Below are 12,749 nucleotides of genomic sequence, written 5' to 3'. Positions count from 1 at the left end.
TGGTCACACGCTGGCGGCGGCCCTGGCATCAGGGCAGCCCCCCAGTTCTCTCGGGGGGATATCAGGGTTGCGCCAGGGTAGATCCGGATGCCCGCGGCGGCGGCGGACCGTCACCATGGACGCATGACCGAAGTACACGATTCCCCGTCGCCGGACGCAGGAGCCGGCAGGAGTGCGGCCGGCCCGAGCGCCGGCTCCGCTTCGCCCCCCGGCGAGCGCCCGCCCCTGCGCCGCGGCAAGCGGGACAAGGTGCTCGCGGGCGTGTGCGGCGGCCTGGGCCGGTACTTCGGCCTCGACCCGGTGATCTTCCGGATCGTGCTCGGCGTCCTCGCCGTCACCGGCGGCGTCGGTCTGATCTTCTACGGCTTCGCGTGGCTGCTGCTGCCCCAGGAGGGCGAGGAGGACAGCGAGGCGAAGAGGCTGCTGACCGGCCGGGTCGAGGGCTCGACGCTGGCGGCGGTCTTCGCCGCGCTGGTGGGCTGCGCCCTGTTCCTGTCGATGCTGGACAACGGCGGGCTGGCGGTCTTCTCCGTCCTGGCCGTCCTGGCACTGGGCGCCGCCGCGTACTGGTCGCAGCGGCGGCGGAGCGGGCCCGGCGGACGGCCCCAGCCGGGAGAGGACGAGAAGGCCGCGCCGGGCGCCGAGTTCGTGTACCCGGCGGCCACCCGCACCGGGCACCGCACCGCGCACAGTCCGGCGCCGCCCGAGACCCAGGCGCCGCCCGCGCCCGGCGGCCCGTCCTGGTGGCGGGATCCGCTGGTCAAGGACGGGACCACGGGGCCGGTCGGCTCCACCGGGTACCTGTGGGGCCCCGAGGACGCGGTCCCCTTCGGCCCCGGCGGCGATCCGGCCGCGCCCGCGGCCCCGGAGTACGCGCGGCAGGTCCGTACGGAGGCGCGGGGCGGCATCGGCGGCCGGGTGTTCGTCCTGGCCGGGCTGGCCGGGAGCACCGCGACCGCCGCGGTCTGGGCGGGCAGCACCCTGAGCCACGCCCTGCAGGTCGGCTTCGCCGCCGCCCTCGCCGTCTTCGGCCTCGGTCTCGCGGTGAGTTCGTTCAAGGGCCGCACCGGCTTCGGCACCGTGCTGCTCTCGATGATCACGGCCGTCCTGCTGGCCGGGTCGGTCGCGCTGCCCAAGGACATCAGTACCGACTGGCGCGTCGTGGACTGGCATCCGACCGCGGTGTCCGAGGTGGCGCCGGTGTACGAGGCGGGTACCGGGCTCGCCACTCTGGACCTCAGCCACGTGGACGTGCCCAAGGGCACCACCGTGCCCGTCCGCGCCTCCATCGACGCGGGCCGCCTGCGGGTGATCCTCCCGAGGGAGGTCACCGCGAAGACGGAGGCGACGATCAGGCTGGGCGACATCCAGATGCCCGGCGACACCGGCGAGGACGTCCGTATACGCAACCACCCCGAGACCCGGGAGGCGACGCTGCCCCCCGCCTCGGGCACCAAGGCAGGCGGCACGATCGAGCTGCACCTCAGCGCGGGTGTGGGACAGGTGGAGGTGGCCCGTGCGGCGTCATGAGTTCCAGCCGGGACGGCTGATCGCGGGACTGGTCCTGATGGCGGCCGGGGTGCTCTATCTCCTCGGCGCGGCGGGTGAGGCCGATCCGCCCTGGTTCTTCGTCCTCATGATGACCGCGGGCGGTCTGGCCTTCGCCGCCGTCACCGGGCTGGTGACCTACGCCGTGCGCCGCGACAGGCGCGACCGGATCGGGGAGACCCACCGGTCCGGCGGGAGGTGATGTCACGCCCGTCATGACAGGTCCCCGCCGTCTGCCCCTGCACGACCCGGCAGCCGGAACGCGGGCACCGGCCGGCAACCTGATCGACCGGTCGACCTTCCACATCGCCGTCGGCGAGTGGGGGCCCGCCCTCGACGACTTCCGCCGGGCACTGGGTCATCTGGGAGCGGCGGACTGACCGGACCGATCCCTCAGCCGCGGGCCCGCCGCCCGCGCCCGATCAGGGCGTCCAGTGACCACCGGGGCGCCCCCGCAAGGATCAGCGGGGTCCAGGCCATCAGGTAGATCAGGTCGTTGCCGTAGTAGTAGGGGGTCACCGCCCAGGACACGGTGAGCCACAGGCTGAGCGAGATCAGGGCCCCGCCGACGGAGGCGATCCGGGTCAGCAGTCCGGCCAGGACCCCCAGGCCGACCAGGATTTCCCCTATGGCCAGGGCGACGGCGAAGCCGACGGGCGCCTTCAGGGCCAGGTCCACAAGGGCCGGGACCGCCGAGGTCTCGCGCACCCCGCGCATCAGCTCGCCGATGGAGCCGCTGCCCGTGGCGGACAGGAACGCGGAGTCGGTCAGCTTGTCCAGCCCGGCGTAGACGAACGTCACGCCGAGGAAGATGCGCAGGGGCAGGAGCGCGTGGCGGGCGGCGAGCTCGCGCAGGCCGCTCGGTCCGGTAGGAGCGTCAGGGGCGCCGGAGGGGACGTCAGTTCGGGTCACGCGCTATGTGTACCCGCTTCACTCCGCCACGTCGATGGTGCACCGGTTGGATTCCACCCCCGCGGCGGTGACGACCTGGATCTCGATCCGCCCCGGCTCCACTTCCGCCGGGACGGGCACGGTCAGTACGGCGTCGGACGGGTTCGTGAACCCGCCCGCCACCGGGACCAGCGGTACGTGCACATGGACCGCACCCACCCGGACCACCAGCCGGGCCAGCATCTCCGGCGTCTGCGCCCCCGGCGGGACGAAGCCCACTCCGCGGATCTCGATGTCGTCCCCGGGGCGGATCGCCGCGTCCAGATCCCCGGGCTCGCGTCTGCGCACCACCGACAGGACCAGCGGGCGGCTGCCCTCCGCATACTTCGCCGCCAGGTACACGGCCGCCGACAGGGCCACCAGCAGCGCCAGCGCCCACGGCAGCGCCGGCAGCCGGTCCGGGAACCGGGCCAGCGAGACCGTCGCGAAGGCCAGCACCACCGTGGAGACCAGCACGTACTGGGCGTCCGGGAAGGAGCCCCGGCCCGCGTCGTCCGTCAGCAGGTCCGCCCCGGTCGGGCGGTCCGCCGGCAGCTTCTGCAGCCGCTGCCCCATGATCCGTACGGAGACCACCCGGCGCACCAGCACCGCGACCCCCGACGTCAGCCCGAGCACCGCCAGCAGCGGCAGCGCCCGGTCGAGCGCGAACCCCTCGAACAGTGCCTGGCGCTCGGGTCCCGGCGAGGAGGCCGCGAGCCGCAGCGCGGGCAGCAGCGTCGCGAAGGCGGTGAGCACCAGCCAGGCGGTGGGCACCGCCTTCGAGGTGGACAGCCGGTTGTCCTCGCCGACCAGCGGGGCAAGCAGCCCGCCCCGGAGCGTCTGCGCGCGGGCCGCCACCGTCAGCAGGGCGGCCAGCACGAGCGCGGCCAGCAGCCCGGCGGTGCGCGCCGTGGACCAGCCGGTGCCGAGCGCGGTGCCGACCTGGATCAGGAGCAGCACCCCCGCGGCGATCCACACGGCGAGGACCGCCCGCCGGGAGAACAGGTAGAGCCAGGAGTTCCCCGCTTCCCGGCCCCGGTCGGCGACCGTCCGGGCCGACAGGGTCAGCTCGTCGGAAACCCACTGGCGGGAGGCCCCGAGGGAGTGGGCCACGGCGGCCGGTACCCCCTGCCCCGAGGCGAACTCGTCGCGCTTCTCCAGGAACGCTGCGACCGCGCGGCGGTGCCCCTCTCGTGTGCAGTCCTCGCAGGCGCAGGCCGCGGAATGGGTGCTTCTGGACATCTCTTGGACAGCCACGAACGTGCCGCCTCTCTGAACTACGGTGCGATGCCAGCGAATTGTGCACCACTGCGGCAGTGTTCCGGATTGCGCACGATGTCAGAGCAGGTGATTAACCGTTCATGATGTTGACGGACCCGCATCCGCGGCCTCCAGCAGCGGCTGGCAGTTCACCCAGGCGGCCAGATCGGACCCGAACCGCTCCCGGGTCGCGAGCGCGCCGTGGTGACTGATGAGGACCGCCTTCCCGGCCGCCCGCGCGATCAGCTGCACCTGCGCCGCCCGTTCCGCCGCGATGAACCACCAGGCGGCGGCCTCCACCGAATCACCGACCGTCAGCAGCCCCAGGTTCCGCAGGACCAGCGCCTTGTAGGGACCGAGCGCACCCGCGATCCGCTCGGCGTCCCCGCCGCCCGCGGCCCCGCCGCCCAGAAACTCGTCGAGCAGCGCGTGGTCCTCGTAGAAGGCGCAGGCCTCCTGGGTGACGGGGGCGAGCAGTTCGCCGAGCGCGGCGAGCGCCCTGCCGTACGGGGCCTGCGTGCGGACGACGGCCACCACGGCGGGCCGGGCCCGGTGGACGGCCGCGTGCACGGCGAAGGCCAGCTGGTTGACCCGGCGCTCCCCCTGCCGGACCCGCCCGTCCCCGTCGACCAGCAGCAGGTCGTCGGGGCGGATCGCGGCGAAGGCCCGGCCGAACGGGTTCACCCAGTAGCAGTCCTCGAACTCCGGGTCCCGGGCGGTGACGTGCCCGCCCACCCCGTCCTCGTACCCGAGCCGCCCCAGCAGCCTCAGCACCCCGGCGACCCGTTCCTTGCGGTACGCCCGCTCCTCCCCGGCAGTGGCGAACACCGGCGGCATCTCGAAGCCCAGCCGCTCGACGGGCACGGGTGCGGGTGCGAGTGCACGTGCGAGTCGCTCAGTCATGGCCCCTCCTTCAAGGTCGCGCAAGGTCGCGGCGCAAGGTACCGGCGGCCGGCCGAAGAGGCCATACACGCGGCGAGGCCGCCGCTCCCGGGCGGGAGCGGCGGCCTCGTCACGTACGACTGCGACCCGGTGGGCGGGCGGGGACTACTCCCACTCGATGGTGCCCGGGGGCTTGCTCGTGCAGTCCAGGACCACGCGGTTGACGTCCGGCACCTCGTTGGTGATGCGGGTGGAGATCCGCGCGAGCACCTCGTACGGCATGCGCGTCCAGTCCGCGGTCATCGCGTCCTCGGAGGAGACGGGGCGCAGCACGATCGGGTGACCGTACGTACGGCCGTCACCCTGGACGCCGACGCTGCGGACATCGGCCAGCAGGACGACCGGGCACTGCCAGATCTCGCGGTCCAGGCCGGCCGCCGTGAGCTCGTGGCGGGCGATGGCGTCGGCCTCGCGGAGCAGGTCCAGGCGCTCCTTGGTGACCTCGCCGACGATGCGGATGCCGAGGCCGGGACCGGGGAACGGCTGGCGCTGGACGATCTCGGCGGGCAGGCCGAGCTCCTGGCCGACCATCCGGACCTCGTCCTTGAACAGCTGGCGCAGCGGCTCGACGAGCTCGAACTCGATGTCCTCGGGAAGGCCGCCCACGTTGTGGTGGGACTTGATGTTGGCGGTGCCGGTGCCGCCGCCGGACTCGACGACGTCCGGGTACAGGGTTCCCTGCACCAGGAAGGCCACCGCCGGGCCGTCCTCCTGGAGGATCTCCAGCTGGGCCTGCTCGAAGACGCGGATGAACTCGCGGCCGATGATCTTGCGCTTGGTCTCCGGGTCGGAGACCCCGGCCAGCGCGTTCAGGAAGCGCTCCTGGGCGTCGACGACCTTCAGCTGCACGCCGGTGGCCGCGACGAAGTCCTTCTCGACCTGCTCGGTCTCGCCCTTGCGCATCAGACCGTGGTCCACGTACACGCAGGTGAGCTGGGAGCCGATGGCCTTCTGCACGAGGGCCGCGGCGACCGCGGAGTCCACGCCGCCGGACAGGCCGCAGATGGCGCGCTTGTCGCCGACCTGCTCGCGGATGAGGGCGACCTGCTCCTCGACGATGTTGCCGGGGGTCCAGGTGGGCCGCAGGCCCGCACCGCGGTAGAGGAAGTGCTCCAGGATCTGCTGGCCGTGCGTGGAGTGCATCACCTCGGGGTGGTACTGCACGCCGTAGAGCTTCTTCTCGTCGTTCTCGAAGGCCGCGACCGGGACGACGTCGGTCGACGCGGTGACGGTGAAGCCCTCGGGAGCGGCGGAGCAGGCGTCGCCGTGGGACATCCACACCGACTGGTTCTCCGGGGTGCCCTCGAAGAGGGTGGATCCGGCCTTGGAGACGGCCAGCGGGGTACGGCCGTACTCGCGCGAGCCGGTGTTGTCGACGGTGCCGCCGAGGGTGACCGCCATGAGCTGGAAGCCGTAGCACATGCCGAAGACGGGGACGCCGGCCTCGAAGATCGCGCCGTCGAGCTGGGGGGCGCCCTCCTCGTACACGGAGGACGGGCCGCCGGACAGGATGATCGCCTTCGGGTTCTTGGCGAGCATCTCGGCCACGGGCATCGTGCTGGGCACGACCTCGGAGTAGACCCGTGCCTCGCGGACGCGGCGGGCGATCAGCTGCGCGTACTGGGCGCCGAAGTCGACGACGAGAACCGTGTCCGGGGCGCTGTCGTGGGGGGCGAAGGTGGCTTCTGGCACGGGGCAGGCCTTCCGGCGGAAGAGGGGGTTGTTTTGTCGATTCTAACGGGGGACGGATACCCCTCTTCGTCTCAGTGTCCGAACCGGCTTGGCACGGAGCGGTACAGAGGGTCATAATCCCTCCGTGCGCAAGCAGCTGAGCTTCCTCTTTACCTATGGCACCGGCCGGTCCGGTCGCCATGGGTCATCGTGATGCTCGCTTGAGCCACTGACTTCCCAGAGCGCCCCGGTCCGACAGGACCGGGGCGCTCTGGCGTTCCCGCTCCGGTCGGACCCCACCGACAGGAGACCGACCATGAGCACGACCACGACCACCCCCGAGCAGCTGATCGCCGGGTCCCGCGAGCGGATCGACGCCCTCGACGACCGGATCATCGGCCTGATCCAGGAGCGGATGGCCGTCTCGACCGTGATCCAGGAGGCCCGGATCGGCTCGGGCGGGCGCCGGGTGCACCTGTCGCGGGAGATGGAGGTCCTGAGCCACTGGAGCGACGCCCTCGGCAGGCCCGGCACCACGCTCGCGATGACCTTGCTGGAGCTGTGCCGGGGCCGGGTCTGAGGCCCGCGCCCGTGACGCCTGTTCGTCACCCGTCCGGACCGTGACCGCCCCCACGGCCCTTCGTTGATGCGGATGACCGTGCCAGCCAGGTGCGGGACCGCAGCACCACGCGTGGCTCCGCTGGAGCGATGAGACGCACCCCCTGCGGGGCGTGCGTCGTGGGACCTCGCTCCTTCGCGTGACCGGACGGCAGGGGACAGCAGCCCGGTCACCACACAAGGACGGCCGGCCCGGGGGACGCCCCGGACCGGCCGTTCTTCTGTTCCCCCCGTCGGTTTCCCCCGCCAGTTCCCCCGTCGGTTTCCCCCCGTCAGTTCCCCCGCTGCCCCCGGCGTTCCCCCGCTTACGTCGTCACGCGCGGCCGGTGACCCGTCGGCGGAAGACCAGGAACACCGCGCCACCGGCCGCCACGAGTGCCGCACCGGCCATCAGAACCGGCCCGGCGGCGGAGCCGGTGTCGGCGAGGCCGCCGTTCGGCGTCTTGCCCGTACCGGTACTGGTCCCCGGGCTCGGAGCGGTGCTCGCACCCGGCGTGGCCGCCGGGGTCGTGGGAGCCGTCGGCGTCGGGCCGGCCGTGGTCGGGGCCGGGGTCGGCGTGGGGCCGGCGCTCTTGCCGTTGATCACGAAGGCGGCCTTGTTGTTGGCCTGTGCCGGGTCCCAGTTCGGCGGCACCGAGCCCACGGGGGACCAGCCGCCGACCGTCACGGAGCCCGTGGCGTCCGCGACCGCCTTCTCGATCTTCAGCTCGAACGGGAAGGCGAACTTCTCCTTCTCCCCGATGACGTGCGAGGTCGGGCAGAAGTAGCGCGGGGCGCCCGCCTGCTCCTCGCGGTAGCCCCCCGAGGCCGTGACGGCCCGGCAGGGCTCCGGCACCTTGGTGACCTTCGCGCCGGCCGGGATCACGATGTCCGCCATGGCCACGTCCTCGCCCGAGCGGAGGTGGGCGATCCACGCCGGGCCGTCGTTGCGGAAGCCGAGCTCGGCCCTGACCGTCTCGCCCGCCTTGCCCTTCAGGGAGGTGCCGGCGGCCACCAGGTCGGCGGTGTTCTTCACCGAGAAGTCGAACTCGTGCCGGTTGTTCCACGGGTCCAGGTCCGCCGTGCGCGGCGCGGCCTTGGCCGAGCGCACCGTGAGGCCCAGCTTCCCGCCCGTGCGGGGCGTGCTGAACTTCTGCGTGGACTTCGGCTCGGAGCCCGCCCGGTGCACCCCGTAGAGCAGTCCCTCGGTGAAGGCGTGCGGAGCGGCCCTGAGGGTCAGCGCGCCGGCGATCTCGTAGACCTCGCCCGGCTTGACCACGTTGTCGAAGGTGCAGACCGTCGTGGCCCAGCCCACGTTCCAGGGCCGGCCCGCGCTGTCGTCCTCGCTGTAGGAGCAGTTGTCGTACTGCTCGACCAGGCCCATGCCGTGCGTGGTGTTCAGTTCCAGCGCCACGCCGTCGACGGACTCGGTGCCCGTGTTGCCGAAGACGATCGGGAGCGGCTGCTCCTGCCCCGGGGACAGCTTCGCCGTGAGGGCGGCCTCCTCCATCACCAGGTCCGGGCCGCCGATCCTGACCTTGGCGGTGGCGGGCTTGAAGGTGGCGCCCTCCGCCGTTCCGGTCACCGTCAGGTCGGCGGCCGTGCCGGTCTTGCTGCCCTTGGCGGCGGCGAGCTCCAGGGACACCACGTCGCTTCCGTGCGTCCAGACCGCCCAGTCCTTGCAGATGACCGTCGTCGCGGCGAGGGTGCAGCCGGAGGACCGCTCCTCGGTGAGCGCCACGTCGGCGATGCCCTTGAGGGGGCTCAGGTCGATCGTGTAGGTGGTCGGCCGGTCGAAGGGCTTCCCGGTCTCGTTCTCGACGCGGAAGTCGAGCGTGGTCGTCCGCGGCCGGCCGTCCTGGCCGGGGTGCGGGTGCAGACCGATCTCCGCCGGGCTGGTGAGCGTGAACACCGGATCAGCGGCGTTCGCAGGGGTGGCGGCCAGACCAACGGCCACCAGGCCGGCTGCCGCCAGCAGGGAGATGCGCTTTCTCATGCCGGTCTTGACCTGCGAAGGCCATCCCCGGTTGCCCTCTCCGCCCTGTGACGGACGCCACACGCCCGTCGCCGGATTCGGCTACAACCATCCGGGCCGAGCAGTTGTCTTCCATGTGGTTCGGCGGGTACCGCGCTCGGAGGGGGAGTGCGGTGCCCGCCGAAGTCATGTCGGCGGCCGTTCGGGCGTTCGGCCATTCGGCTATTCGGCGGGGGACACCGACCGCGGCGGGACCTCCGGTACCGCCAGGAACGGCAGGCGCAGCGCCCCGAAGGCCTCCTTCGGCACCGCCGGGCGGGCCGGTTCCACGGCCGCCAGGCGGGTGTACGCCGCTCCCTGCTCGGGGCGCGGGTCGTGCTCGCCGTTGTTCGGCCAGTAGGACATCGCCCGTTCCGCTTGCGCGGTGATCGTCAGCGACGGGTTGACCCCGAGGTTCGCGGAGACCGCCGAGCCGTCCACCACCGAGATGCACGGGTGCCCGTAGAGCCGGTGGTACGGGTCGACCACGCCCTCCTCGGGCGAGGCGCCGATGGGGCAGCCGCCGAGGAAGTGCGCCGTCAGCGGGGTGCCCATCAGCTCGCCGATGTTGCTGCCGGGGAACCCGTTGATCTCCTCGGCCAGCAGGGTCGCCGCCCGCGTGGCCTCGGCGATCTGCACGGGGTTGGGCGCCCCGTGGCCCTGGCGGGCGGTGAGCAGGCCCTTCCCCATGCCGCCGGGCTTGCGGTAGGTCGTCAGGGAGTTGTCGAGGGACTGCATGACCAGGCCGATGATGGTCCGCTCCGACCAGCGCCGGTTGGACAGCGAGCGCAGCAGCTGCACGGGGTGCCGGGCGGTGCGCCCGAGCCAGGCGCGGACCCGGTGGCCGGAGTACGGCACCTGGAGGATGGTCATGAACCCCATCGCGTTGGAGCCCTTGCCGTAGCGGACCGGCTCGATGTGCGTGTCGGCGTTGGGGTGCACCGAGGAGGTGATGGCCACGCCCCGCGTGAAGTCGGCGCGCTTGTCCTTACCGTGCCGCTTGCGGTAGCGGCGGTCATCGGTCTGCGCTCCTACGAGGCCTTCGGAGTTGGTCCGGGTCAGCTCGCCGAGCCGGTCCGAGAGGCGGGGCAGCTCGCCGAGGTCCTTCATCGTGTGCAGGAGGGTCTGGGTGCCGTACGTGCCCGCCGCGACGACCACGTAGCGGGCGCGCAGCACCGTGGGCTCGCCGCGGCGGCGGCTCTCGGTGGGGACGGTGCGGACGCGGTAGCCGCCGTCGGGGTGCTCGGAGAGGGCGGTGACCGTGGTCATGGCGTGGATGACGGCGCCGGCCCGCTCCGCGAGGTGAAGGTAGTTCTCGTTGAGGGTGTTCTTCGCTCCGTGCCGGCAGCCGGTCATGCACTCGCCGCACTCGGTGCAGGCCTTGCGGGAGGGGCCGGCGCCACCGAAGTACGGGTCCGCCACCTCGTCACCGGGGCGGACCTTGCCCTGGCCCGAGGCATCGTCGCCGTCCCCGAAGAAGACGCCGACCGGGGCCATGTGGAAGGAGTCGGCGACGCCCATCTTGGCGGCGGCCGCCTTGAGGTGGACGTCGGAGGGGGTCGTGGTCGGGTTGAGCCGGACCCCCAGCATCCGCTTGGCCTGGTCGTAGTAAGGGGCGAGCTCGTCCTGCCAGTCCGTGATGGACGCCCACTGCCGGTCCTCGAAGAAGGCGGTGGGGGGCACGTAGAGGGTGTTGGCGTAGTTGAGCGAACCGCCGCCGACCCCGGCGCCCGCGAGGACCATCACGTTGCCGAGGAGGTGGATGCGCTGGATCCCGTACAGCCCCAGGGCCGGGGCCCACAGGTAGCCGCGCAGGTCCCAGCTGTTCTTCGGCAGGGTCTCGCGGGTGAACCGGCGTCCTGCCTCCAGGACGCCGACCCGGTACCCCTTCTCCGTGAGCCGCAGCGCCGAGACCGAGCCGCCGAAGCCCGATCCGACGACTATGACGTCGTAGTCGTAAGCGTGGTCGTGGTCGTGGTCGTGGTCGTGGTCGTACGACACTGCGGTGCCTCCCAAACGGACCCAAGCGGACGGACCTGCGGACTAACGGAGCCGGAAGGCCTTCATGACCTTGAGGCTGCGGGTCATGAACGCCGCGTACTTCTCGTCGTCCATCCCGAACGAGGGCGCCATCGGCAGCAGCCGCTGGTGGGCGACGGTCTGGGCCTCGGTGTACTTGAGGATGCCCTCGGAGCCGTGGCGGCGGCCGAGGCCGGATTCCTTCATGCCGCCCATGGGCGCCTGGGCGCTGCCGTAGGCCGGGGCGTACCCCTCGTTGATGTTGACGGTACCGGTGCGCAGCCGGGCCGAGACGGCGTGGCCGCGGCGGGCGTCCTTCGTCCACACGCTGGAGTTCAGGCCGTACGAGGTGCCGTTGGCCTCTTCGATGACCTCGTCCTCGTCGGTGAAGCGGTAGATGGAGACGACCGGGCCGAAGGTCTCCTCCCCGCACACCGCCATCGCGGCCTCGACGCCGTCGAGGATGGTCGGCTCGTAGAAGAGCGGGCCGATGTCGGGGCGGGCGACGCCGCCGGTGACGAGCGTGGCGCCCTTGGCCACGGCGTCGTCCACGTGCCGCTGCACGGCCTCGAGCTGGCGTTCGCCGGCCAGCGAGCCCATGTCGGCGCCGTAGGCGAGGGAGGAGCCGAGGCGCATGGCCTTCGTCCGGGCGGCGAACCGGGCGACGAACTCGTCGGCGATCGAGGCGTGGACGTACAGCCGCTCGATGGAGATGCAGAGCTGGCCGGCGGAGGAGAAGCAGGCGCGGACGGCGCCGGCGGCGGCCTTCTCCACGTCGGCGTCGCGCAGGACGAGCATGGCGTTCTTGCCGCCGAGTTCGAGGGAGGCCCCGACCAGGCGGGCGGCCGCGCCCTGGGCCACTTCGCGGCCGGTACGCGTGGAGCCGGTGAACGAAACGTAGTCGGCGTGCCGGACCACCTCGGGGCCGACGACCGGGCCCTCGCCGAGGACGATCTGGAACACCTCGGCCGGCAGGCCCGCCTCGATCATCAGGTCGCGGGCCCACAGGGCGGTGAGCGCGGTCTCGGTGTCGGGCTTCATCACGACGGCGTTGCCCGCGACGAAGGCGGGCAGGGCGTCGCCGATGGACAGTTCGAGGGGGTAGTTCCAGGGGGCGATCTGGCCGATGACCCCGCGCGGCTGACGCAGCTCGGTGACCTTGGTGAGGGTGGGCATGGCGCCCGTGTGGCCCTTGGGGCGCAGGTACGAAGGTGCCTTGCGCCCGTAGTGCCGGGCGGCGATCGAGACGGCCTGGACCTCCTCGTGGGCGTGCAGGCGGGCCTTGCCGGTCTCCAGCTGGATCAGGTCGAGCACCTCGGCCTGCCGGTCCAGGACCAGGTCGTGGAAGCGCAGCAGTACGGCGGCCCGCGCGCGGACGGGCACGGCGGCCCAGGCGGGCTGCGCGGCGCGGGCCGCGGCGAAGGCGTTCGCCACGTCCTCGGGGGTGGCCTCGGGGAGCTCCGCGAGCCGGTCCCCGGTGAAGGGGGTGTGGTTGGCCGTGCGGCCGGAGCCGGCCACTCCGCGGGTCAGCCGGGCGACGAGCTCGGGGGTCACCACGTCGGCGGCGCGCCGGGCGCCGGCCGGGGCGGGGGCGACGGGATTGGTGGGCTGCGGGGCGCTGTGGAGGGGGGCCGGGGCCTGCGTGTCCGTCATGGCCGTGAGCGTATTGCGCCCGGGGGCGCTTTGGGTACCCGCCGGTAACCGGATTTTGCCATTTCTGCCAGCGATCACTGGCAGGATGGCGGAATCCGGGCACCGGCAGGCCGGG

General features: G+C 72.6%; 11 protein-coding genes. 4 read left to right on the top strand and 7 right to left on the bottom strand.

The genetic code is table 11. The features are described from left to right. Positions 1 to 123: 123 nt before the first annotated feature. Genes AC6CKD_RS01475 through AC6CKD_RS01465 form a run of 3 tightly spaced genes read left to right on the top strand, consistent with a single transcriptional unit; the run spans position 124 to position 1,928 of the window. Positions 124 to 1,530: a PspC domain-containing protein gene (locus tag AC6CKD_RS01475; RefSeq protein ID WP_498324621.1), complete on the top strand. Its 1,407-nt coding sequence runs from the start codon at positions 124 to 126 to the stop codon at positions 1,528 to 1,530. Then, on the top strand, positions 1,517 to 1,750 hold the full coding sequence (locus tag AC6CKD_RS01470) for a hypothetical protein (RefSeq protein WP_498324620.1): 234 nt from the start codon (positions 1,517 to 1,519) through the stop codon (positions 1,748 to 1,750). The genes AC6CKD_RS01475 and AC6CKD_RS01470 overlap by 14 nt, the downstream gene beginning before the upstream one ends. Before the next feature lie 13 nt (positions 1,751 to 1,763). Next, positions 1,764 to 1,928 carry a hypothetical protein gene (locus tag AC6CKD_RS01465; protein ID WP_498324619.1) on the top strand — a complete coding sequence of 55 codons (165 nt, stop codon included), beginning with the start codon at positions 1,764 to 1,766 and terminating at the stop codon, positions 1,926 to 1,928. 13 nt (positions 1,929 to 1,941) lie between these two features. Here AC6CKD_RS01465 and AC6CKD_RS01460 read toward each other — a convergent pair whose 3' ends face one another. From AC6CKD_RS01460 to guaA, 4 genes are all read right to left on the bottom strand, one after another. Continuing rightward, positions 1,942 to 2,460, bottom strand: a complete 519-nt coding sequence (locus AC6CKD_RS01460; protein WP_498324618.1) for a DoxX family protein — start codon at positions 2,458 to 2,460, stop codon at positions 1,942 to 1,944. 18 nt (positions 2,461 to 2,478) lie between these two features. Further along, a complete protein-coding gene (locus AC6CKD_RS01455) occupies positions 2,479 to 3,720 on the bottom strand; it encodes a hypothetical protein (RefSeq protein WP_498324617.1) in 1,242 nt (413 codons plus the stop codon). Positions 3,721 to 3,837: 117 nt separating this feature from the next. Next, complete coding sequence (locus tag AC6CKD_RS01450) at positions 3,838 to 4,641, bottom strand: class II aldolase/adducin family protein (RefSeq protein WP_498324616.1); 804 nt, start codon at positions 4,639 to 4,641, stop codon at positions 3,838 to 3,840. Between the two features lie 144 nt (positions 4,642 to 4,785). Further along, a complete protein-coding gene (guaA, locus tag AC6CKD_RS01445; RefSeq protein ID WP_498324615.1) occupies positions 4,786 to 6,372 on the bottom strand; it encodes a glutamine-hydrolyzing GMP synthase in 1,587 nt (528 codons plus the stop codon). A 295-nt stretch (positions 6,373 to 6,667) separates the two neighbouring features. On the opposite strand from guaA, the gene AC6CKD_RS01440 reads away from it, so the two are divergent. After that, positions 6,668 to 6,931, top strand: a complete 264-nt coding sequence (locus tag AC6CKD_RS01440; RefSeq protein WP_498324614.1) for a chorismate mutase — start codon at positions 6,668 to 6,670, stop codon at positions 6,929 to 6,931. A 351-nt stretch (positions 6,932 to 7,282) separates the two neighbouring features. On the opposite strand, the gene AC6CKD_RS01435 is transcribed toward AC6CKD_RS01440, so the two are convergent. The 3 genes from AC6CKD_RS01435 to AC6CKD_RS01425 all read right to left on the bottom strand — a co-directional run bounded on the left by AC6CKD_RS01435 (position 7,283) and on the right by AC6CKD_RS01425 (position 12,634). Continuing rightward, positions 7,283 to 8,944, bottom strand: coding sequence for a COG1361 family protein (locus AC6CKD_RS01435; RefSeq protein WP_498324613.1), 1,662 nt, complete (start codon positions 8,942 to 8,944; stop codon positions 7,283 to 7,285). Positions 8,945 to 9,145: 201 nt separating this feature from the next. After that, the gene (locus AC6CKD_RS01430) at positions 9,146 to 10,963 is read right to left on the bottom strand and encodes a GMC oxidoreductase (protein ID WP_498324612.1); all 1,818 of its coding nucleotides are present in this window, start codon (positions 10,961 to 10,963) and stop codon (positions 9,146 to 9,148) included. Positions 10,964 to 11,005: 42 nt separating this feature from the next. Beyond that, positions 11,006 to 12,634 (bottom strand): succinic semialdehyde dehydrogenase, encoded by a 1,629-nt coding sequence (locus AC6CKD_RS01425; protein ID WP_498324611.1) that lies wholly within the window; start codon positions 12,632 to 12,634, stop codon positions 11,006 to 11,008. Positions 12,635 to 12,749 lie beyond the last annotated feature (115 nt).

The organism is Streptomyces sp. GQ60, from assembly GCF_059758875.1.
Note: the sequence above shows the minus strand (reverse complement) of the source record. Positions and strands in the feature narration are given on the sequence as shown.